The organism is Hamadaea flava (assembly GCF_024172085.1).
Lineage (GTDB): Bacteria > Actinomycetota > Actinomycetes > Mycobacteriales > Micromonosporaceae > Hamadaea > Hamadaea flava.
The window spans coordinates 4000084-4020289 of sequence record NZ_JAMZDZ010000001.1; the positions used below are offsets into that span (position 1 = coordinate 4000084).

Sequence of the window (20206 nt, forward strand, 5' to 3'; positions counted from 1 at the left end):
AAGGCGGGGCGCGTCAGGCGGTGTGGCGGCGCACCATGCCCGCGGCCAGCGGCGCGGCGTCGAGATCCCCGGCGGCGATGCGCTCGCGGATGGTCTTGCGGACCATCGCCGCCGCCACCGCCGGGAAGTGCCGCGCCACCGCCATCTCGAAGCGTCCGCGCCGGGTCGTGGCCACGTTACGCAATGGCTTCGCCGAGGTCGCGCTGCGGACGATCGCGTCGATCACGCCGGACGCCGGCTCGTAGCGGGACACTCCGTCGAGCGACAGCCCGGCTTGGGCCGACGCGTCGTGGATCGGCGAGGCGACCATGCTCGGATAGACCACCGTCACGCCGATGTGCGTACCCACCTCTAGGCGGAGCGCGTCGGCGTAGGCGACGAGGGCGCGCTTGCTGACGCCGTAGGCGGCGGCCAGCGGCAGCGGCAGGACTGCCATCCGGCTGGACACGAAGATCACCCGGCCTCGGCTCGCCTCCAGCGCCGGGATCGCGGCGGCCGTGGTGTTCCAGGCCGCGATCAGGTTCACTTCGAGCTGCTGCCGCGCCGCCGTGCTGGGCGCGTATTCGGCCGGCGCCGGGCCGCCGACCCCAGCGTTGTTGATCAACAGATCCAGGCCGCCGAGGTCCGCGACGGCTCGGTCGACGGCCGCGGCCGCGGCATCGCCGCCGGTCAGATCACATCCATGAATTTGTACGCCGTCAGCCGTGCCCGAGGCCAGATCGAGGCCGACGACCCGAGCGCCGGCCGCGGTGAACCGCGCGCAGAGCAGTCGGCCGAAGGTGCCGGCCGCGCCGGTGATGAGCACACGGCGTCCGGAGAGCGTGGTCATGCGGATTCCTTCCAGGTGACACCGCGTCCGGCGGCGGCGCGGCGGGTGCCTTCGGCCAGTTCCTTGGCCGCCAACGCCAGGTACGCGTCGAAGTCGATGCGCATGGCCGGACGCCGCTCGCCCCAGCGGTCGCGGGCGGCGGCAAGTTGCGCAGCGCAATCGGCGCGCTGCTCGTCCGCGGCCGGCAGCGCGTACCGGCCCGCGAGGTGGGCGGCGACCAGGCGAGCCTGCGCCTCCACGATGGGCAGCGCCGCCCCGGTCGACTGCATCAGGCCGACGAACGTCAGGCCCGGTGCGTCGAGGTGGAACACACGACGGTAGAGCGGCAGCCGGTCGGCGCCGTCGCCCAGCAGCGCCGGGTCGAGGAACGGCAGGTCGACGCGGTATCCGGTGCACCAGACGATCAGGTCGACGTCGTCCTGCCGCCCGTCGGTCATGGTCACGGTCGTGCCGTCGACGCGCTCGATGCCGGGGCGTACGCCGATCTCCCCGTGCGTGATCCGGGACAGCAGCCCGTCGGACAACGTCGGGTGATCCTGGAGGAAGCCGTGAGTCGGATCGGGCAGCCCGTACTTGCTCGGCTTGCCGACGGTCAGCTTCAGCATCGTCTCGCTGATGCGTTGCCGCGTACGCCACGGCAGCCGTTTGGCCAGCGCGCCGTTGAGCGTGTCGGACGGCCGTCCGAGCAGGTGCTTGGGCACGATCCAGACGCCCCGCCGCAGCGACAGCAGGGTCGACGTGGCGACGTGGGAGGCGTCGACCACGATGTCCATCGCCGAGTTCCCGCCGCCGACGACCAGCACCCGCCTTCCGGCGAGCTGGGCGGGGTCGCGGTAGTCGTGGCTGTGCAGTTGCTCCAGCGTCGGCGTACCCGGATAGGCGGGCACGTGCGGGGTGCTGTTGTGACCGTTGGCGACCACGACGGCTGCGTACCGCTGGGTCGTCGTGCCGAGTGGCCCACGGACCGTGACGTCCCAGCCGGTCCCCGCGCGGACCACGCGCTCGACCGTGTGCCGCAGGCTGACGCGGTCGGCGAGCCCGAAGGTCTCGGCGTAGTCGCCGAGGTAGCCCGCGATGCGGGTGTGGTCGGGGTAGTCCGGCCAGTCGGCGGGCATCGGATAGTCGGCGAACTCCGTACGCGTGCGGCTGGTGTTGAGATGCAGCGTCCGGTACGCCGACGAGTGCGGCCCGCCGAGCACCCAGAGTCCGCCGACCCGGTCACCGGGGTCGAAACACCGCGCCGGTACGCCTTGATCGGTGAGTGCCTTGAGCGTCGCCAACCCGGATGGGCCGGCCCCGATCACCGCGACCTGCATGGCCGACCTCCTTTATCCAACGATGGTTGGATAATGCCCGGGCTGGTGGCCGAGCGTCAACCCGCCCGGTACATCCGATCCAGCCAGCGGTGCACGAAGGCCCGGAACTCGATGCGCTCGTCGCCACGCGCGGACGGGCTCACCACGTGCGCGTGCACCGACCAGACGAGGCTGCGGACGGCGATGCGCGGCGACGGCTCGGCGAGCAGCCCGAGGTCGGTGGCCGCGATCAGGACCTCCTCGACCGCCCGATACAGCGGCAAGGAGTACGCGTCGTCCAGCTCGGCGTGCAGCTCCGGTTCCGACCAGCGGCGCAGCCAGAGGGCGGTGGTCTCCGGCACCCGCTCCAGGAAGTCGACGAACACGTCGAGCAGTGCGTGCAGGCGGGCGAACGCCTCTTCCGGGCCGGACCGCAGCCCTTCGTGCGCGGACGCGACCGCACCGGCCAGCGCGTCGGACTCGGCGGCGAAGACGCGGGCGAAACAGGCCTGGTAGAGATCCGCCTTCGTGCCGGCGTGGTGGTGCACGGTCGCCACGTCGACGCCGGCCGCCGCGGCCACCTCCCGCAGACTCACCGAGTCGTACGCGCGCCGGGCGAACAGGCCGGTCGCGGCCGCCATGATCGCCGCGTGGGTGTCCCGCTGCTCGGCCCGTCGGGGGCGGCCCGGCCCGCGTCTGCGCTCCATGGTCATGCCCGCCATTGTGCCCTACAATCCGTCAATCGTTGGATACTGGAGCCCACTATGCCCGAGCCCGCCATGACCCAGCCCGCCGTCCACCAGTTGTCCCGCCCGAGCCTGGCCGGCTTCGCCACCGGCTCCCTCGGCATGGGCATCTGGGTCACCGTGCCCGGCCTGCTCCTGCTCTTCTTCCTGACCGACGTGCTCGCGGTCAGCCCGACGGTGGCGGGTCTCGCCCTGCTGCTGCCGAAGATCCTCGACGTGCTCCTGCACCCCTGGGTCGGCCGGCTGTCCGACGCCGACCGGCGTCGCCACGGGCATCGCCGCCGGCTCATGCTGTTCGGATGCGCGCTGCCGGTCGCGTTCGCCCTGCTCTTCGCGGTTCCCGGCGGCCTCACGGGCGGGTCGGCCGCGCTCTGGGTGACGGCCGCGTTCGTCCTCGGCAACTTCGCGTTCGCGCTCTACCAGGTGCCCTACCTGTCGACCCCCGCCGACCTCACGATCGGCTACGACGAGCGGACCCGCCTGATGGGCTTCCGCATGGTCGTGCTCACCCTCGGCATCCTGCTCAGCGGCGTACTCGCGCCGATCATCCAGAACACCTTCGGGTACGCCGCCATGGGCGCCACGCTCGGCGTCGGCATGCTGGCGACGATGTTCATCGGCGTACGCGGAGTGCGGCAGCTGACCGAGCAGGCCCCGTCACCGGTGACCGGCGCCGGTCATGCACCCGGTCTTCGGGCGCTGCTGGATGCGTTGCGGGACAAGCAGTACCGCTGGCTGGTCGCGAGCTACCTCTTGATGTCGACCACCAGCCACCTCGTGCTCGCAGCCGTCCCTTATTACGCCGCCTACGAGCTGGGCCGCCCGAAGCTGACGACCGTGCTGGTCGCGGCGTTCGTCGCCCCGGCCCTGATCGCCACCCCGTTCTGGGTCCGCCTGGTACGCCGCATCGGCAAGCAGTCCGGGCTCCTCATCGCGCAGGGGACCTTCGTCGGCGGCTGCGTCGTGCTGGCGTTCGGGCGTACCGCGGGGCTCGCCGTGCTGATCGCCGCCGTGGCCGTGCTCGGCATCGCCTTCGCCGCGATGCAACTGCTGCCGTTCTCGATGGTCCCCGACGTCGTCCGCGCGGCCGACCCGGACAAGGCGGGCTCCTACCTCGGCGTCTGGACCGCCGCCGAGGCGACCGGCGGGGCGCTGGGGCCCTACGTCTACTCGGCCTGCCTCGCGATCGGCGGCTTCGTCGGCTCCACGGCGGATGAGGAAGTCGTGCAGTCCGCGTTCGCCCACGACATGATCCGGCTGGGCTTCGGGCTGGTGCCCGCCGTCCTCATGGTCGGCAGCATCCTCCTCCAGCGGCGCTACGTCCTGGACCGCCAGCTCCGCAGCGCCGCCGCCTAGGGTTCGTTCCCCTGCTCGGCGGGTACGGGACTAATCATGACAAGTGGAGCGCTCGACAACAGCTATCAGCTCTCGGACGCCGACGCGGAGGAACTGGTCGCCCGCCGGGCCGCCCGGGAGGAAATGTCCCGGTACGTCGACCTCGACACCCTGCCGATGACCGCCCGGATGATCCGCGCGGGGGCCGAGGCCAACGGCGCACCCGACGAGTCGCTGCGTCGCCTCGGCGAACTCGATCCCGAGCTGGAGATCCTGAACGCGGACGCGCTCTGGGAGGCGCTCGGCTACAACGCCGAACCGAGCGCCTAGCCCGGGGATCGATCATGAACGGGGGGACGCGACACGCCGGTCGATCACGACCGCTAGTTCATGATCGCGCGGAAAGTCGGGGGGAGGTCGGAGCGGGCGGTGACGCCTAGCTTCGGGTACGCCTTGTACAGGTGGTAGGCGACCGTCTTCGGGCTCAGGAAGAGCTGGGCCGCGATGTCCTTGTTGGACAGACCTTGCGCCGCCAGCCGGGCGATCTGGAGTTCCTGCGGGGTCAAGGACGCGACCGCCGAGGCCACGGGCTCCGACGTCGGCAGCCCGGTCGCCGCGAGTTCGGTACGCGTACGGGCGGCCCAGGGGTGGGCGTCGAGGCGGTCGAAGACTTCGAGCGCCCGTTGCAGGACGGTACGCGCTTCGGCCTTGCGGCGGGCCCGGCGGAGCCACTCGCCGTAGAGCAGCTCGGTGCGGGCCTGCTCGAACGGCCGGGCCGGGAGGGCCAGCGAGTGCTGGAACAGCTGCTCGTCGCCGCCGAGCAGGGCCTGGCAGCGCAGCAAGAGGGCCGTGGCCCACGGCTGCTGCACCCGCTCGACGAACTCCGTGAACCGATCCAGTGAAACGGCCGGGGAACCAGCGCGGACCGCCGCCTCGACCAGATCCGGAACGCACCGGTACGCCGCCACCTGATGGGCGTACGGGTCGTCCTGAAGGGACAGCAGTCGGGGAACGGCGGCCTCGGGCCGGCCCTCGCCCAGGTCGAGCAGCGCCAACGCCCACTGTGCCCAGGTGTGCCCGGCCGGTTCGCAGCTCGGCGCGGCGGCCGCCAACGCTTCCGCCGCCAGGGAACGGCAGTCCTCGGACGCACCCGCGACGGCGGCGAGGACGGCCCGCAGGGCGGAGAGCTGACTGATCCAGAGCGGCTGACCGCCGTCGCGCGCGACGTCGAGTCCTTCGGCCGCACTGATGTCGGCGTCGCGGTGGCGGCCGTGGAAGAACTCGGCTTCGGCCTGGAAGAACAGCAGGGTCGGCAGCAGCCCGACCAGGCCCTCGGCCCGGCAGCGCCCGACCAACGCCGAAGTCAGCTCGTACGCCTCGGCGTCCTGGCCGGAGACGAAGCCGAGCCCGCAGATCTGCACGAGGTCCCGGGGCGCCGCGTCGGGCATGCCGCCGACGAAGGCGGGCCGGCCGCGTACCGAGGCGACCTGGAACCGCGCGAGCGGATCGTCAAGCTTCGCCAGTTGGTCGAGGCACTCCGAGAGGACAGGTTCACCGAGGTACCAGGCGGGGTGGACGGCCTGCAGGAGGATCGGACCGGGGTCGTCGGAGAACCCGGCCGCCGCCGTGAGCAGGTCGTACGCCGTCTGGTAGTTGCCCTGCCAGAACCAGGCGCGTCCTTCGACCCAGCCGACCTGGGCGAGGAAGTCCGGCTCCGGCACCAGCGCGGCGGCCCGTTCGGCCAGGGTGACCGCGTTGGCCGGGGTGCCCGCCTGCATGCCGTTCTCGGCCGCCAGCAGCAGCCGTCGCGCCTGGTCGGCCGGGGTCTGACTCAACTGCGCCGCCCGCTCGTACGCCGCTGCGGCGGCCCCGTAACCGTTGCGGTCCCGCGCCTGCCGGGCGGTGTCTTCGAGCGCCGCCGCGACCTCGTCGTCCGGGCCGGTCGCGGCGGCGGCGAGATGCCAGGCACGCCGGTCAGCCGAGTCCGATGTGGTCAGAACTGCGGCGAGCGCTCGATGGGCGGCCAGCCGATCGGAGTACGCCGCCCCGTGATACACCGCTGTGCGTACCAGTGGGTGCTTGAACTGGAGCCGCGTGCCCACGACCTCCAGGAGACCCGCGGCCTCGGCCGGGCGGAGGTCGTCGGCCGTGCCGCGACTCGCCGGCAGGACCACCGCGAGATCTCCGGTGTCCTCGGCCGCCGCGACCAGCAGCACCGCGCGGGTGGTCGCGGGGAGTCCCGCGACCTGGCCGGAGAAGGCGGCCTGGAGGCGTTCAGGCAGCGGGCGACCCGCCGCCTGATCTCCCACCTTCGGCAGCTCCAAAAGCGCGAGCGGATTGCCCTCGGCCTCGGCGAGCACGCGGTACCGGACCACGGGGTCCAGCTCGGGGTCGAGCAGTCGCGCGGCGTCGACCGGACCGAGACCGGAGAGCCGAAGCTCGGGCAGACCGGGCGCGGCGAAACCACCGTCCCGGGTGGCGAACAGCAAGGCCACACCCTCGCCGCTCAACCGGCGGGCCGCGAAGAGCAGCGCGTCGGCCGAGACCGCGTCCAGCCAGTGGGCATCGTCGATGAGGCAGAGGAGTGGCCCGTCGTCGGCCGCCTCCGCGAGCAGCGACAACACACCGAATCCCACCAGCAGACGGTCCGCGCTCTCCCCCTGCGCCAGGCCGAACGCAGCGGCGAGCGCGGCCCGTTGCGCGCCAGGCAGGCGATCCAGCCGGTCCAGCACCGGACGCAACAGCTGGCTCAGACCGGCGAACGGCAGCTCGGCCTCGAACTCGACGCCGCTGCCGCGCAGAACCCGCCCGACCGGCAGCTCCGCGGCCCACTCCAGCAGCGCGGTCTTGCCGATACCCGGCCCACCGCGCAGCACGAGGGCGCCGCCCGCGCCGTCACGGGCCGCCGCGATCAATCGCTCCACCTGGTCTTGCTCGCGATTCCGGCCGTGCAACACGGGTTCGAATCTACACACTGGTACGCCCAGCGCCGGATTACCTAAGCGATACCGATTCCGGGGCGACCCGATCTCCGTAGGTTTCTTCTCACCAGCAGATATGCGAAAGGAACCCCTCCCATGGAGATCATCCAGAAGTACCTCGCCGCGTGGAACGCCACCGACGCCGTCGCTCGCCAGGAGCTGATCGCGGAGGTCTTCACCGCCGACGTCCGCTACACCGACCCGCTGGCCGACGTCACCGGGCACGAGCAGCTCGACGGGCTGCTGGCCGCGGTGCAGGGCCAGTTCGCCGGGCTGGAGTTCCGGCTCGGCGGCGCGGTCGACGCCCACCACGACATCGCCCGGTTCACCTGGCACCTCGGGCCGCGCGATGTCGGCCCGAACGCCCGAGCCGAGCGTGAGGACGGCGGGTCGGCTCACAACAGCGGCGGCGAGCCGATCGTCGTCGGGTTCGACGTCGTCGAGCTGATCGACGGCCGGATCGCGAAGGTCTACGGCTTCCTCGACAAGGTTCCGGGAGGTGCGGCATGACCGCGACCCTGACGTCGCCGGAGGTCACTTCGCGCGGGGGTAGCACCCCGCGCGGGGTGATGCCCGTCCTCCTCACCGCGACCTTCATGACGGCGTTGGACTTCTTCATCGTCAACGTCGCCCTACCCGCCGTACAACTCGACCTCCGGGCCGGACCCGCTGCGCTGCAATGGGTGGTCGCCGGGTACGGGCTGGCCCTGGCGGCCGGGCTCATCACCGGCGGCCGGCTGGGCGACCTCTACGGCCGCCGCCGGATCTTCGGCCTCGGACTCGCCCTGTTCACTGTGGCCTCGATGCTCTGCGGACTGGCCCTCAGCTCCGGGTTCCTCGTCGGCGCCCGGGTGCTGCAAGGGCTGGGGGCGGCGCTGATGATGCCGCAGACGCTGGCCATTCTGCGTACGGCGGTGCCGTTGTGGGCGCAGCCGAAGGCGTTCGCCCGGTACGGCCTCACGCTGGGGCTGGGCGCGGTGTTCGGCCAGGTCATCGGCGGACTGCTGATCAAGGCCGGCCTGTTCGGGCTGGACTGGCGGATGTGCTTCCTGATCAACCTGCCGATCGGCGTCGCCGCCCTGGTCAAACTGCGTACGCTGCCTGAGTCGCGGGCCGTCGGCGGCCGGCTCGACCTCGTCGGGGTCCTGCTCGTCACGGCCGCCCTGGTCACCCTGGTCCTACCGCTCATCCAGGGGCCGGAGCAGGACTGGCCGCTGTGGACCTGGCTCAGCCTGGCCGGTTCGGCCGTCCTGTTCGGGGCGTTCGGCGTACACCAGAGTCGCCAGGCGCACCCGCTGGTGAACCCGCGGCTGTTCCGCCAGCCGGCCTTCGGCAAAGGACTGCTCGCCGTGCAGCTGTTCTGGATGGGCCAGGCCTCGTTCTTCCTGATCCTGGCTCTGTACCTCCAGTTCGGCCGCGGACTGTCCGCATTGGAGTCCGGCACGGTGTTCATGGCGATCGGCGCGGGCTACCTGCTCACCTCGACCAACGCCCACCGGTTCGCGGCCCGCCTGGGCCGGCACGTGCTGACCGTCGGCGCACTGATCATGGTGGCCGGGCTGGCCTCGATGGCGGTCGCCGCCGGGCACGGGATCGGCTGGCTGCTGCCCGGCCTCGCGATCGACGGCATCGGGATGGGCCTGGCGTTGGCCCCGCTGACCACGACCGTCCTGGCGAAGGTCGCACCGGAGCACGCCGGGTCGGCGTCCGGCGTCCTGTCCACCGTCAACCAGACCGGCAACGCCGTCGGGGTGGCGCTGATCGGAATCGTGTTCTACCAGGCCGCCGACTACACCGGCGGATTCCAGGCCGGGCTGATCGCCCTGTGCGTCCTGGAGTTGGCCCTGGCCGGCCTGGTCCAACTCCTCCCCCGCCGCTGACCTCCTGTGTTCCCGCTTCGCTGTGGCTTTTGGGCGCTGGATCAGGGATCCAGCGCCGCACGCTACCGTGGACGGGTGATCGTTCAGTTCGACGCCGAGTTGTGGCTGTGGGACGCGCGGAAGCTGGACAGCTGGACGTTCGTGAGCCTGCCCGCCGACGCCTCTCAGGAGATCCGGGAACTCACCGAGGGGCCTCGGCGGGGTTTCGGCGCGGTACGCGTACGGGTGACCATCGGGTCGAGCACCTGGGCGACGTCGATCTTCCCGGACAGCAAGAGCGGCTGCTACGTGCTGCCGGTCAAGAAGGCGGTACGCCGGGCCGAGGAACTGCACCCGGGCGAGGTCGCCGAGGTTTCCGTGGAAGTCCTGTAAGAACGGACTCCGCCAGGGCATTGCTGGCCGACGGCAACCCTTCCCCAAGGAGTTCGGGCCAGTGACACATCCCTCGGCGCGCGAACACTTCGCCGCGCTCTTCCACCGGCATCACCGGCAGGTCTACGCGTACGCCGTGAGCCGGGCCGGGCGTGGCGTCGCGGACGACATCGTCAACGACACCTTCCTCGTGGCCTGGCGGCGGTTGGACGCCGTACCCCTCGATCCCCTGCCCTGGCTGTTGGGCGTGGCCCGCAACGTGGTCTACGAAAAGCACCGGGACCAGGTACGCCAACTGAGCCTGATGTCGCAGGCCAAGGCGGCGGTCGAGGGAGATGTCGCCGACCTGGTCGCCGAGCGGTCGGCGACCTTGGCGGCGCTGGACGCCCTGACCCCCGCCGATCGGGAACTGCTGACCCTGGTGGCCTGGCACGGTCTGGCCGCCCGGGACGCCGCGAAGGTGCTGGGCGTCAGCACCGCCACCTTCTTCGTCCGGCTGCACCGCGCGCGTAGACGGTTCGAGAAGGCGCTCGCCGAGCAGTCCGCCGTCGAATCCGCCCTTCCCCTTCCCGCAGAGGAGATCCGCAGATGAATCGCCACCGTCGCGCGTTGCAGCAGATCGCTGACGCGCGCCCAGCGGTGCTCGACGGCGCACCTGACCGCCCGGCTCCGCACTTCCCTGACGCGCCCGCGCATTTCCGGCGTACGCCGCGGCAGCGGCTCGTGCTCGCAGGACTGGTTCCGACGATCGCCGTCGCCGCGATCGTCATCGCCGTCGCCGTGTCCACAACGGGCCAGGGAGTCACCCCGCAACCACCGCAGACGCAGGCCGAGTCCCCGAACGCACGGGGCATCCTGCTCGCCGCCGCCGCGCAGGCCGCCACCGGTACGCAGCCGACCGGAAGCTACTGGGTGACCAAGCTGGAAATGCAGATCCGGTACGACGTAGGTGGTTACACCGTCCTCGCCCGGGTCGAGAACGAGACCTGGCACGCTTTGCGTACCGGGGTCGACGACGTCTCCGTGATCACCTGGCTCGGCGCGGCGCCGGCGACGGAGGCCGACAAGACAGCCTGGGCGAAGGCGGGTTCGCCGACGTCCTGGCAGGCGCTCGCGCCGGACGGGAAGCCCGGCCGCAAGGTCGACGCCGCCCCGCGGGCCCGCAAGGTCGAGATCGTGCCGCCGTTCGGGTTCGCCCTGCTCAGCAAGGACCTCACGTACGCAGACGTCCAGGCGCTGCCCGCCGATCCGGCGCGACTCAAGGCGTACCTGACGGCGCTGGACGCCCAGAGCATGGACACGGAGCTGCTGTTCTCCCTGGGCGGGGAGATCCTGACCCAGCTACCGGCCACCCCCCAGGTACGCGCGGCGGTCTACCGGATGCTGGCCGAGCTGCCCGACCTGACGATCACCCAGGGTGAGCAGGATGCGAAGGGCCGGCCCGGGGTGGGCGTGCAGCACACGTTCCGCAACGCGGACGGCTCGACCTTCGACTCCAAGCTGATCATCGATCCACAGTCGGGCGACCTGCTCGCCACGGTCGACCGGCAGGGCAGCACGCTCCGGCTGGACGACCGGTTCACGGACGAGGCCCCACCGACGGCCTGACCGCTTGAAACGCATCGGCCGCCGCCCAGGCACGGGAGGCGGCCGATGCGCGATGGCGATCAGAGGACCGAGTCGCGTTCGAGATCGGTGATGTCGACCTCGTTCTCCTCGAACAGCGCCTCCAGGGCGTCTGCCCCGTTCTCCAGCGCGTACTCCGCCTCGGCTTCGCTCACCGGGATGGCGAGCAGCCAGGCGACGGTCTTCTCGCCGATGACCCGGGAGGCGAACTCCTGGTCCCAGTAGACCGAGGGATCGGCGAAGTAGATGTGCGGCAGCTCGGTGTCGGGGATCTGCATCTTGACGATGTCTCGGAAGCAGGCCCCGGGCTCGGGCTCCCACCCGTCGTTCAGCACGAAGAACGCGGCGGTGGAGACGATCTCGGCGAACGGGTAGTCAGACTCGGCCACCCCGAGGAACTCGACGCCGAGCGGCGGGTCCAGGTCTCGGTCGAGCGACATGTCCGACAGCCCGACCGTCGCGTACGCCGTCAGGCCCTTCTCCGGGCGATCCGCCGAGTGCAGTACGCCGATCCGGCTGGTCTCGTCGGCGTTGAGGTATTCGATGACCCGGGGACTGCCACCGAAGATCCCCGCCGTCGTCTTGGCGATCGCTTTGTTGTCCGCGCTCACTGCCATGTCACGGCCCCAAGTAGTCGTCGGTGTGGTCTTCGCCGGCGTGGCTCTGGTTGGACGAGGGGAGCTCCGGCCGGTAGTGGGACGGGTCGTTGTGCTCGTCCAGGAACTTCTTCCGCGTGATCTTACGCTGCCGGGCACTGTCTCGATGCTTACGGAACTCGTAGCCCGGCTTGTGGCCCATGTCCCACGACTTCTTCTTGTCCATCACCTTACCGGTGAGCGGGTCGCGAACCTTGCCGTCGGGACCTTTCGCGGACTTCCAGACCTTGTCGCGGACCCCCTTGCGGAAACCCTTCGGCCGCCGGTAGGTGTCCTTGGTCTTCTTCGCGGCCTTCTTCGCCGCCTTGGTGACGCCTGGCAGGACGTCACCCTTCTTCACGACCTTGGCCAGGGGCTTCATCAGGCCCTCGGCCGCCTCACCGGCCAGCTTGCCGACGGCGCGCTTGCCCGCCCTAGCCACCGAGCACCTTCGATACTGCTTGGTCGAGCAACCAGTTGAGCAGTCGCTTGAGCGCCTCCCGCAGCAGGGCGATGATCGCCGTCGACGCGCCGAACGTCACGAAGGCCGCCGCGATGGCGGAGGCGATCGCGATGAGGGTCAGCGTCGCCTGGACGATGACGTTGATCTTCAGCGCCAGGACGATGCCGGCGCAGACCATCATGCCGACCCCGACGATGTCGGCGCCGGTGCCGCCCTGGTTCAGCCGCTGCACCGGGCTGCCGTCGCCGGAGAACCGGGACTGGAAGGCGCTGATCATCTCGCCCTTGTTCTGGTTCCACACCTGCATCGCGGTGTTCTGTGCGTCGCCGACGTGGCCGTCGAGCAGACCGGACAGCTTCGACCAGGACTGGCCGAGGTCCAGCAGCGCGGTCTCGTCGCCCTTCGGCCAGGTGAACCCGATGATCGACAGGATGGTCTGCACCTCGCCGGGAACTGTCATACCCATTACAGACCTCCTAGAGGGACAGGCTCGGGCCGCCGGACGCCAGCTTGGTCATCCGCTCCACTGCGGACATGTCGGCGTCGTCGTAGTTGTCGGCGGCGACCCCGAGCCGTTCGGCATAGTCGTCCAACGTGTCCAGATTGGACGTGATCGCGTTGACCACCAGGGCCAGGGCCGCCTTGTAGATGGCGCCCATCGCACTGCCCAGGTCGTCGTCGCCCCAGCACTCGCCGAGCGACTCGATCTCGCCGATGAACTGCTGGATCATCTGGTCGGCCCGCTCAGTGACGTCGTTGAGCTGCGTCGAGGCCAGGCGGAGGCCGGTGGAGACGACCTCGATCGGGACGCTCATGACAGCCGCCGATCGATCTTCGCCATCTGGTCGGCGAGCGTGTCGGTGATCCGGGACATCGTCCGCACGCCCTCCTCCCGGATCTGCTTCATCGTCTCGGCCAGCGCGGCCGGGTCGACCGCGGCCGCGGCGGCGGCCGCCGGGTCGGACGACCGGGACGCCGCCCAGGCCTGGTTGAAGGCGGACATGATCTCGACGGCGAGCTCTCGTGGCGTCAGTGCCATGACGTGGTCGTCGAGGACGAGTTCGCTCATCCGGCCGTCGGCGGCGAGCTTGAGGCTCACCTTTCCGTCGAGGGCACTCCCCGACGCTTCGAGGCTGGGATCGCGGGACTGATCGCGGGCCTTCTCGGCCTCGCGTTGGGCCATTTCCATCAGACGGTCGAGGTCACCGACGATGCTCGACAAGTCGGACATGCCTACCTCCCCATGTGCCGGGCGACCCCGGAACCACTGCTGGGCACCCCGAGGTTCGGTCCCGAAAGTAGTCAGCACATAGGCGGCACGCAATGCGTAATCCGTCGCCTGTGGACAACTTCAGCGACTAAGAATGCGCGCCAATCGCCTGACGTGCAGTGATTGTCTGCGTACGCGTTGTCAAGTCACCAACCCGCCGGTTCAATCGACCGAATCGATCAAGATCAGCCGGTTTTCGTGTGAGCGTCGGCGGCTGGCGGGGATAATGGCACGATACCTACCGATTTATGAGGGATCGTGTGCGACGGTTGATCATCCCCGCGTACGCGGCGTGGCTTCTAGTGCTGGCGACGGCCTACTTCGTGATGCCGCCGACGAACGCTGCCGCCCTCGTCTGGCTCGCGATCGGGCTCAGCAGCGGTGCGGCGGTGGTCGTCGGCATACGCCTGAACCGGCCGAGCCGGCCGCGTCCCTGGTACTTCCTGGCCGGCGCGGTCTTCGCGTACGCCGCCGCCGACGCGGTGTACTACCTCGTCGAGGGCGTCACCCCGCTGGTCGACGATTACCTCGCCGACGATCTGCTGTACACCGTCATGTTCGTCCTGTTGATGGCGGGTCTGCTCCAATTCGGGCGGCCCGCCGCCCGGGGCGCGCTCCTCGACGCGTTGATCGTGATGTGCGGTGTGGGACTGCTGACCTGGATCGTCCTGGTCCAGCCGAGCGCCCGGGTGGCCACGTCGGACGACCTCGCCCATCTCACCTCGATGATCTATCCCATCGCCGACGTCGTCATCCTGGCCGGCGTCACCCGGCTCATCCGGGCGCTCAACGTCACGACCTCGATCGTGTTGCTGGTCGTGGGCGCCGCCGGCCTGCTCGTCTCGGACGCGTTCTATCGGGCGACGCATGCCGGTTTCGCCCTCGGCGACCTGGTCGGGCTGGGCTGGTTCGTCTTCTACGGCTGCTTCGGCCTGGCCGCGCTCGTCCCGTCCATGCGTACGCTCACCGAGCCGCCGAGACTGCGCGTACGGGACACCACGCCGCTCAGCATCGCGCTTCTCGCGGTGTCCGCCCTGATCCCGCCGGCGGTGCTGTTCTTCGAGGCGGTGACCAATCCGCCCGCCCGGCATGGCGTCATCATCGCCATCGCCTGCGCCGCCATGGGCGTCCTCGTGCTGACCCGGCTGGCCGGAGTGGGCCGGAAACTCCAGTCCCAGATCAGCCGGGAACGGGGGCTGCGCCAGGTCACGACCTCCCTGGTCTCGGCGGCGGACCCGAAGGCCGTGGGCGCGGCGCTCAAGGACGGCGTCGCCGAACTGATCCCGGCCGATCTTGCGCATCGCGCGATCCTGCTCGAGTCATCCCAGGCCTCAGTCTCGCTGCAAGCGCTGCGGAGCGAGCAGATCCTGGCCACCACCTCGCTGCCCGAGTGGCTCGCGCAGCGGGTGTTGCCCCATCCGACGACCATGGCGGCCCCGCTCGTGCTGCCCGACCGGCCGGCCGGCGATTCGCAGGTGGGCGTACTGCTGATCGGGGCGCCCGACCGGGTCCTGCGCGCGATCCGGGCCTCCGTGCAGGCGCTCACCGCCCAGGCCGCGCTGGCCATGGACCGCATCCAGCTCGGGCAGGAACTAGTGCGGCGCAACAACGAGGAGTACTTCCGCGCGCTCGTCCACAACACCGCGGACGTCATCCTGATCCTGGACGCCGACGACCACGTCCGGTACGCCAGCCCGGCGGCGACGGCGATGTTCGGCACCTCCAGCGTCCTCAAGATGCCGCTGCTGGACCTGGTCGACCCCAGCAGCAAGGTCCAGGCCGCCGCCGAGCTGCAAGCGGTGTGCCGCACCGGCGACCGGGCCGTCCGGGGCTCCGACTGGACCGTACGCGGCCCGAACGGCCCCGCGTTGCAGGCCGAGGTGGCCTGGCGGGATCTGCGCGCCGACCCGGCCGTCCAGGGCATCGTCGTGACGCTGCGGGACGTGACCGATCGCCGCCGGCTGGAGCGGGAGCTGACCCATCGGGCGTACCACGACGCGCTGACCGGCCTGCCCAACCGGGCGCTGTTCGCCGAACGCCTGCAACAGGCGCTCGCGCACGCCGACCAGAACCTGACCGTCGTCGGCGTGCTGATCCTCGACCTCGACGACTTCAAGATCGTCAACGACACGCTGGGCCACAACCTCGGCGACGAGCTGCTCATCGGGGTCAGCCACCGGCTCAGCGAGCTGCTGCGGCACCGGGACATGGCGGCCCGGCTGGGCGGGGACGAGTTCGCCGTCATCATCGAGGACGCGGCCGACCTCGCCGCGGTCGAAGATGTGGCCGCCCGGATCGTGACCGCCTTCCGGGAGCCGCTGCTGGTGCAGGGTCAGCTGGTCAACGGCTCGGTCAGCGTGGGTGTGGCGACCAACTCCGAAGCCGTCGACAGCGCCGAACTGTTGCGCCACGCCGACCTGGCCCTCTACGTCGCCAAGGGCGAGGGGAAGGGACAGTGGCGGCGTTACCAGCCCGATCTGCATACCGCGATCACCGAGCGGCTCACCCTGCGGACCGAGTTGGACGCCGCGCTCGCCGGCGACCAGCTCGACGTCGAGTACCAGCCGATCGTCGCGCTGAGCAGCGGCCACACCGTCGGCTTCGAGGCGCTCGTCCGCTGGAACCACCCGACGCGGGGCCGCCTGGGGCCGCAGGCCTTCATCGACCTGGCCGAGGAGTCGGGGCTCATCGAGCCGATCGGCGAATGGGTGCTCCGGCACGCGATCGAGGCCGCCCAGTCATGGCAGGGCAACGGCCGCGCGAACCGGCCCTACGTCAGCGTCAACGTCTCGGCCTGGCAATTCCGCAACTCCACGTTCGCCGACAAGGTCCTGGCCGAACTCACCGACCACGGCGTCGCCCCCGGTCTGCTGATGCTCGAGATCACCGAGAGCCTGCTGGTACGCGACGACGACCGGCTCTGGCGTGACCTGGCCCGGCTCCGGCAGGCGGGCGTACGCATCGCGATCGACGACTTCGGCACCGGTTACTCCTCCCTGAGCTACCTGCGCGCGGTCCCGCTGGACGTGCTGAAGATCGACCGCCAGTTCACCTCCACGATCGCCGCGTCGGCCAAACAGCGGGCCCTGGTCGACGGCATCGTGCGGCTGGCGCACACGCTGGGCCTGGAGGTGATCGCCGAGGGCATCGAGACGTCGGCCGAGTCGACGCTGCTGACCGTGCTGGGCTGCCCCTACGGTCAGGGTTACCTGTTCGCCAAGCCGTTGCCGCTCCCCGCGACTTACGCGTGGCTGGCCCGTCACTAGGACCTAGGCTGGGCGGATGAAGATCGCAGTCGTCGGCGGCACCGGGCTCACCGGCCGCGAGGTAGTCCGGGCCGTGGAAGCCCAAGGTCATCAGCCAGTCGTGATCGCGCGCTCGCAGGGCGTCGACATCATCACGGGTGACGGCCTCGATGCCGCGCTCAGAGGGGTCAGCGCGATCATCGACGTCTCGAACGCCCCGGCGGAGGATGCCGAGGCGGCCCGCCAGTTCTTCGGCACGGCCACCGGCACGCTGCTCGCCGCGGCCACGCGGGCCGGCGTCGGCCATCACGTGGTGCTGTCCATCGTGGGCATCGACCGCGTCGCGGGAAACCCGCACTACGCGGGCAAACGGCGCCAGGAGGAGGTCGCGCTCGCCGGTCCCGTTCCGACCACGGTGGTACGCGCGACGCAGTTCCACGATTTCGCCGCGATGGTGGTCAGCTGGTCGGCAAGCGACGGCGTCGCTCCGATCGCGCCGTTGCTCGTGCAGCCGATCGCGGTCGCGGACGTGGCCGATGCCCTGGTGGCGGTCGCGCTGGACACCCCGGTCGGCGGCATCGTCGAGGTGGCCGGGCCGAAGCCGGAGGATCTCGTCGACATGGCCCGGCGGACCCTCGGCGTACGCGGGCAGACCGTCGAGCTGGCGCCGAGCTGGCAGGGCCGGTTCACCGTCGAGATGGCCGGCGAGGTGCTGCTTCCCGGGCCGAACGCGCGGATCGCGCCCACGACCTTCGAGCAGTGGCTGGCGAACGATCCCGCGAACCGGCCGGGAGCCGCATAAACGCCCTGGAGGCGGGTATCGCCCCTGCCGGAGGGAAGGGGGATGCGCCCATGGCGACCACCAAGAAGGCCGCGAAGGCCGCGACCAAGGCGACGGCGAAGAAGGCCGGCAGGAGCAGTCAGCCGCGGCTGGGCCAGGTCAGTTCGGAGATCCAGAAGTTCGGGAGCGTCGTGGAGCTGCCGATCGGCCTGTCCTACGACGCCCGGATGTACTCGTGCGAGCGGCTGAACAGGATTCTGGCGGACACCCAAGTCCTGTACGCGCTGTACAAGAAGTACCACTGGCTCATGCGCGGGCCGACCTTCTACCAGCTGCATCTGTTGCTGGACAAGCATGCGGGCGAGCAGCTGGCCCTGGTCGACCTCGTGGCCGAGCGGGTGCAGACGCTAGGTGGGGTGGCCGTCGGCGATCCGCGGCACGCGGCCGAGCTGACTCGGATCCCCCGGCCGCCGGACGGCGTCGAGGAGGTCCCGGCGATGCTCTCCCGGCTGCTCCAGGCGCACGAGACCATCCTGGAGGACGCGCACGACGCCGCGTCCCGGGTCGAGGAGGAAGGCGACGACGGCAGCAACGACCTGCTCGTCTCCGACGTCGTCCGGACCGGCGAACTCCAGGTCTGGTTCCTGTCCGCGCATCTGGTGGACACGCCGACCACCGTGGCGCGCTGAGTCAGGCGTACGCGGCGGGCAGGGTCACTGTGACGACCAGCCCGCCGCCGGACCGGGGCCGGGCGACGACCTCGCCGCCGTGCGCCCGGGCCACCGACCGCACGATGGAGAGACCGAGCCCGGCGCCCTTCGAGGTGACCAGTCGCTCGTCGTCGAGCCGCCGGAACGGCTCGAAGAGCCCCGGGATGTCGTAGGGCGGGATGGTCAGCCCGCTGTTGGCGACTTCCAGCTCGACCCCGCCGTCCGGGCGTACGCGGCTCGTGACGCGCGCGAAGCCACCCGCGTGGTTGTGCCGGATCGCGTTCTCGACAAGGTTCTGCGCCAGCCGTTCCAGCAGGATCGGATCGCCGATGGTGACCGCCTCGGCGGGATTCTCCGTGAGCGTGACCTCGGCCGCCCGCGCTTCGTCGGCGGCCTGCGCGACGACGTGGCTGACGACGTCGGCGAGGTCGATCTCGGCGCGCTCCAGCACCTCGTTCTCGGAGCGGGCCAGCAGCAGCAGTCCGTTGATCAGCCGTTCGTGCCGGCTGTTGATCTCCAGCAGGGTCTCCCCCAACTGCTTCACGTCCGCCGACGCCGTCTTGCGGTTCATCGCGACCTCGACGAGCGCCCGGTTCAGCGTCAACGGCGTACGCAGCTCGTGGGAGGCGTTGGCGACGAACCGCCGCTGGCCCTCGAACGACCGGTCGAGCCGCTCGACCATGGTGTCGAAGGTGTCGGCCAGTTCTTTGACGTCGTCGTCGCCGCCCTCCAACGCGATGCGCTCGTGCAGGCTCAAATCCGCGCCCCGCGCGTTGGCGATCCGACGGGCCGTCTCGGTGACCCGATGCAGCGGTGCGAGCACCCGCCCGGCGATCAGCCAGCCCAGGGCGATCGAGGCGACGCCGACGATGCCGAGCGCGATGCCGCCCTGGGTGAGCAATGAGGTGAGCGCATCCGTACGCAGCTTCCGCTGCTGTTGCTCCAGATACTTCGGCACGTCGCTCGCGTTAATCTGCTGCCCGCTGCCCGAGACCAGGAACGGCTCGTCGGCCAGGCCGTCCGGCAGGGCGTCCGGGCCGGGCGTGCTCTTCGGACTGCCCTTGATCTGGCCAGACATCTTGATCTGCACCATGTTCCCGGCCCCCGGCAGCTGTTGCTGGACCAGCAGGAAGGTCACGCCGAGCAGGACCATGCCGGCCATCAGGAACAGGCCGCCGTAGACCAGGGTCAGCCGCATGCGCAGGGTGGGCCGGAATCGGCGACGGCTCATGGGATCCGATACCCCTCTCCAGGAAGCGTCTCGATGACGGCGGGCTCGCCGAGCTTGCGACGCAACTTCAACACGGTGAGCCGGACGGCCGAGGTGAACGGGTCGGCGTTCTCGTCCCAGACCTTCTCCAGCAGGTGCTCGGCGCTGACCACCGCGCCGTCCGCCCGCAGCAGCTCGGTCAGCAGCCCGAACTCCTTCTTGGAGAGCAGGACGTACCTGTCGCCTCGGAAGACCTGCCGGCGGGCGGGGTCCAGGACGATGCCGGCCCGGCGCAGCACCGGGGGGACGGCCGGGCGGGCCCGGCGGCCCAGCGCCTGGACGCGGGCGGCCAGCTCGGCGAAGGCGAACGGCTTCGGCAGATAGTCGTCGGCGCCGAGGGACAACCCGTTCACCCGGTCGCCGATCTCCGCCGCGGCGGTCAGCATCAGCACCCGGGCCGCCGACTCCGAGGCGACCACCTCCCGGCATACCTCGTCGCCGTGCACCTTCGGCAGGTCACGATCGAGCACGACCACGTCGTAGTCGTTGACGCCCAGCCGGTCCAGCGCGGCCTCGCCGTCGAGCGCCACGTCGACCGCGTGAGCATCGTCACGCAGCCACTCCGCGATCGCCTCGGCCAGGAGGCGTTCGTCCTCCACCACGAGAATGCGCATCAGCCCGCAAACCCCTTCAAAGTCCCCGTGACCTGCGCGGTCACCGCTCCATGGTGACGCGCCGTGATGTTTCTCCGGCGTTAGCGCTTTCGGAAGCGCCCCCGAAACAGCTCGACGCGTTGACTCGGCGCCCTAAGCGGCCGCACTCCGCGGG

At 70.5% G+C, this 20206-nt stretch carries 21 protein-coding genes; 10 read left to right on the forward strand and 11 right to left on the reverse strand.

Going from position 1 to position 20206, the window contains the following annotated elements; translation table 11 throughout:
• Nucleotides 1-13: 13 nt before the first annotated feature.
• Genes HDA40_RS18735 through HDA40_RS18745 form a run of 3 tightly spaced genes read right to left on the reverse strand, consistent with a single transcriptional unit; the run spans nt 14 to nt 2837 of the window.
• The gene (locus HDA40_RS18735; protein ID WP_253757634.1) at nt 14-829 is read right to left on the reverse strand and encodes an SDR family NAD(P)-dependent oxidoreductase; all 816 of its coding nucleotides are present in this window, start codon (nt 827-829) and stop codon (nt 14-16) included.
• Nucleotides 826-2145, reverse strand: a complete 1320-nt coding sequence (locus tag HDA40_RS18740; protein WP_253757636.1) for a flavin-containing monooxygenase — start codon at nt 2143-2145, stop codon at nt 826-828. The genes HDA40_RS18735 and HDA40_RS18740 overlap by 4 nt, the downstream gene beginning before the upstream one ends.
• 56 nt (nt 2146-2201) lie before the next feature.
• Nucleotides 2202-2837 carry a TetR/AcrR family transcriptional regulator gene (locus HDA40_RS18745; RefSeq protein ID WP_253757638.1) on the reverse strand — a complete coding sequence of 212 codons (636 nt, stop codon included), beginning with the start codon at nt 2835-2837 and terminating at the stop codon, nt 2202-2204.
• Between the two features lie 51 nt (nt 2838-2888).
• Between HDA40_RS18745 and HDA40_RS18750 the strand changes: the two genes are divergently transcribed.
• Complete coding sequence (locus HDA40_RS18750; protein WP_253757640.1) at nt 2889-4226, forward strand: MFS transporter; 1338 nt, start codon at nt 2889-2891, stop codon at nt 4224-4226.
• A 36-nt stretch (nt 4227-4262) separates the two neighbouring features.
• Complete coding sequence (locus HDA40_RS18755; RefSeq protein ID WP_253757642.1) at nt 4263-4535, forward strand: hypothetical protein; 273 nt, start codon at nt 4263-4265, stop codon at nt 4533-4535.
• Between the two features lie 53 nt (nt 4536-4588).
• Here the strand turns inward: HDA40_RS18755 and HDA40_RS18760 are convergent, their stop codons facing one another.
• A complete protein-coding gene (locus HDA40_RS18760; RefSeq protein WP_308197723.1) occupies nt 4589-7180 on the reverse strand; it encodes an AAA family ATPase in 2592 nt (863 codons plus the stop codon).
• Nucleotides 7181-7282: 102 nt separating this feature from the next.
• Between HDA40_RS18760 and HDA40_RS18765 the strand changes: the two genes are divergently transcribed.
• The 5 genes from HDA40_RS18765 (at nt 7283) to HDA40_RS18785 (ending at nt 11046) form a co-directional block, all read left to right on the forward strand.
• The gene (locus tag HDA40_RS18765; RefSeq protein WP_253757646.1) at nt 7283-7696 is read left to right on the forward strand and encodes a nuclear transport factor 2 family protein; all 414 of its coding nucleotides are present in this window, start codon (nt 7283-7285) and stop codon (nt 7694-7696) included.
• Complete coding sequence (locus HDA40_RS18770; RefSeq protein WP_253757648.1) at nt 7693-9066, forward strand: MFS transporter; 1374 nt, start codon at nt 7693-7695, stop codon at nt 9064-9066. Before HDA40_RS18765 ends, HDA40_RS18770 begins: the two co-directional genes overlap by 4 nt.
• A gap of 75 nt (nt 9067-9141) precedes the next feature.
• Nucleotides 9142-9438, forward strand: a complete 297-nt coding sequence (locus HDA40_RS18775) for a DUF1905 domain-containing protein (RefSeq protein WP_253757650.1) — start codon at nt 9142-9144, stop codon at nt 9436-9438.
• 61 nt (nt 9439-9499) lie between these two features.
• Nucleotides 9500-10030, forward strand: a complete 531-nt coding sequence (locus HDA40_RS18780; RefSeq protein WP_253757652.1) for an RNA polymerase sigma factor — start codon at nt 9500-9502, stop codon at nt 10028-10030.
• Entirely contained in the window at nt 10027-11046 is a 1020-nt protein-coding gene (locus HDA40_RS18785; RefSeq protein ID WP_253757655.1) for a CU044_5270 family protein, read from the forward strand. The genes HDA40_RS18780 and HDA40_RS18785 overlap by 4 nt, the downstream gene beginning before the upstream one ends.
• A 59-nt stretch (nt 11047-11105) precedes the next feature.
• Here HDA40_RS18785 and HDA40_RS18790 read toward each other — a convergent pair whose 3' ends face one another.
• Genes HDA40_RS18790 through HDA40_RS18810 form a run of 5 tightly spaced genes read right to left on the reverse strand, consistent with a single transcriptional unit; the run spans nt 11106 to nt 13393 of the window.
• Nucleotides 11106-11681 (reverse strand): suppressor of fused domain protein, encoded by a 576-nt coding sequence (locus HDA40_RS18790; protein ID WP_253757657.1) that lies wholly within the window; start codon nt 11679-11681, stop codon nt 11106-11108.
• A 1-nt stretch (nt 11682) separates the two neighbouring features.
• Nucleotides 11683-12141 carry an HNH/ENDO VII family nuclease gene (locus tag HDA40_RS18795; RefSeq protein ID WP_308197724.1) on the reverse strand — a complete coding sequence of 153 codons (459 nt, stop codon included), beginning with the start codon at nt 12139-12141 and terminating at the stop codon, nt 11683-11685.
• Entirely contained in the window at nt 12134-12628 is a 495-nt protein-coding gene (locus HDA40_RS18800; protein WP_253757659.1) for a WXG100-like domain-containing protein, read from the reverse strand. The genes HDA40_RS18795 and HDA40_RS18800 overlap by 8 nt, the downstream gene beginning before the upstream one ends.
• Nucleotides 12629-12638: 10 nt before the next feature.
• A complete protein-coding gene (locus HDA40_RS18805) occupies nt 12639-12977 on the reverse strand; it encodes a type VII secretion target (RefSeq protein WP_253757661.1) in 339 nt (112 codons plus the stop codon).
• Nucleotides 12974-13393, reverse strand: a complete 420-nt coding sequence (locus HDA40_RS18810) for a YbaB/EbfC family nucleoid-associated protein (RefSeq protein ID WP_253757662.1) — start codon at nt 13391-13393, stop codon at nt 12974-12976. The genes HDA40_RS18805 and HDA40_RS18810 overlap by 4 nt, the downstream gene beginning before the upstream one ends.
• A 299-nt stretch (nt 13394-13692) precedes the next feature.
• Here HDA40_RS18810 and HDA40_RS18815 point away from each other — a divergent pair, with 299 nt between their 5' ends.
• The 3 genes from HDA40_RS18815 to HDA40_RS18825 are packed head-to-tail and all read left to right on the forward strand — an operon-like array spanning nt 13693 to nt 18147.
• Nucleotides 13693-16698, forward strand: a complete 3006-nt coding sequence (locus HDA40_RS18815; protein WP_253757664.1) for a putative bifunctional diguanylate cyclase/phosphodiesterase — start codon at nt 13693-13695, stop codon at nt 16696-16698.
• Between the two features lie 16 nt (nt 16699-16714).
• Entirely contained in the window at nt 16715-17479 is a 765-nt protein-coding gene (locus HDA40_RS18820; protein WP_253757666.1) for an SDR family oxidoreductase, read from the forward strand.
• A gap of 50 nt (nt 17480-17529) precedes the next feature.
• Nucleotides 17530-18147: a Dps family protein gene (locus HDA40_RS18825; RefSeq protein WP_253757668.1), complete on the forward strand. Its 618-nt coding sequence runs from the start codon at nt 17530-17532 to the stop codon at nt 18145-18147.
• A 1-nt stretch (nt 18148) separates the two neighbouring features.
• Here the strand turns inward: HDA40_RS18825 and HDA40_RS18830 are convergent, their stop codons facing one another.
• Both HDA40_RS18830 and HDA40_RS18835 read right to left on the reverse strand, forming a co-directional pair.
• Nucleotides 18149-19399 carry a sensor histidine kinase gene (locus tag HDA40_RS18830; RefSeq protein ID WP_253757670.1) on the reverse strand — a complete coding sequence of 417 codons (1251 nt, stop codon included), beginning with the start codon at nt 19397-19399 and terminating at the stop codon, nt 18149-18151.
• Nucleotides 19396-20052: a response regulator transcription factor gene (locus HDA40_RS18835; RefSeq protein ID WP_253757672.1), complete on the reverse strand. Its 657-nt coding sequence runs from the start codon at nt 20050-20052 to the stop codon at nt 19396-19398. Before HDA40_RS18835 ends, HDA40_RS18830 begins: the two co-directional genes overlap by 4 nt.
• Between the last annotated feature and the right edge of the window lie 154 nt (nt 20053-20206).

Excerpts from the sequence above, each read along its gene's own strand:
- HDA40_RS18735 (WP_253757634.1), bottom strand. The coding sequence starts at position 829 with ATGACCACGCTCTCCGGACGCCGTGTGCTCATCACCGGCGCGGCCGGC.
- HDA40_RS18740 (WP_253757636.1), bottom strand. The coding sequence starts at position 2,145 with ATGCAGGTCGCGGTGATCGGGGCCGGCCCATCCGGGTTGGCGACGCTC.
- HDA40_RS18745 (WP_253757638.1), bottom strand. The coding sequence starts at position 2,837 with ATGACCATGGAGCGCAGACGCGGGCCGGGCCGCCCCCGACGGGCCGAG.
- HDA40_RS18750 (WP_253757640.1), top strand. The coding sequence starts at position 2,889 with ATGCCCGAGCCCGCCATGACCCAGCCCGCCGTCCACCAGTTGTCCCGC.
- HDA40_RS18755 (WP_253757642.1), top strand. The coding sequence starts at position 4,263 with ATGACAAGTGGAGCGCTCGACAACAGCTATCAGCTCTCGGACGCCGAC.
- HDA40_RS18765 (WP_253757646.1), top strand. The coding sequence starts at position 7,283 with ATGGAGATCATCCAGAAGTACCTCGCCGCGTGGAACGCCACCGACGCC.
- HDA40_RS18770 (WP_253757648.1), top strand. The coding sequence starts at position 7,693 with ATGACCGCGACCCTGACGTCGCCGGAGGTCACTTCGCGCGGGGGTAGC.
- HDA40_RS18785 (WP_253757655.1), top strand. The coding sequence starts at position 10,027 with ATGAATCGCCACCGTCGCGCGTTGCAGCAGATCGCTGACGCGCGCCCA.
- HDA40_RS18790 (WP_253757657.1), bottom strand. The coding sequence starts at position 11,681 with ATGGCAGTGAGCGCGGACAACAAAGCGATCGCCAAGACGACGGCGGGG.
- HDA40_RS18800 (WP_253757659.1), bottom strand. The coding sequence starts at position 12,628 with ATGGGTATGACAGTTCCCGGCGAGGTGCAGACCATCCTGTCGATCATC.
- HDA40_RS18805 (WP_253757661.1), bottom strand. The coding sequence starts at position 12,977 with ATGAGCGTCCCGATCGAGGTCGTCTCCACCGGCCTCCGCCTGGCCTCG.
- HDA40_RS18810 (WP_253757662.1), bottom strand. The coding sequence starts at position 13,393 with ATGTCCGACTTGTCGAGCATCGTCGGTGACCTCGACCGTCTGATGGAA.
- HDA40_RS18820 (WP_253757666.1), top strand. The coding sequence starts at position 16,715 with ATGAAGATCGCAGTCGTCGGCGGCACCGGGCTCACCGGCCGCGAGGTA.
- HDA40_RS18825 (WP_253757668.1), top strand. The coding sequence starts at position 17,530 with ATGGCGACCACCAAGAAGGCCGCGAAGGCCGCGACCAAGGCGACGGCG.
- HDA40_RS18830 (WP_253757670.1), bottom strand. The coding sequence starts at position 19,399 with ATGAGCCGTCGCCGATTCCGGCCCACCCTGCGCATGCGGCTGACCCTG.
- HDA40_RS18835 (WP_253757672.1), bottom strand. The coding sequence starts at position 20,052 with ATGCGCATTCTCGTGGTGGAGGACGAACGCCTCCTGGCCGAGGCGATC.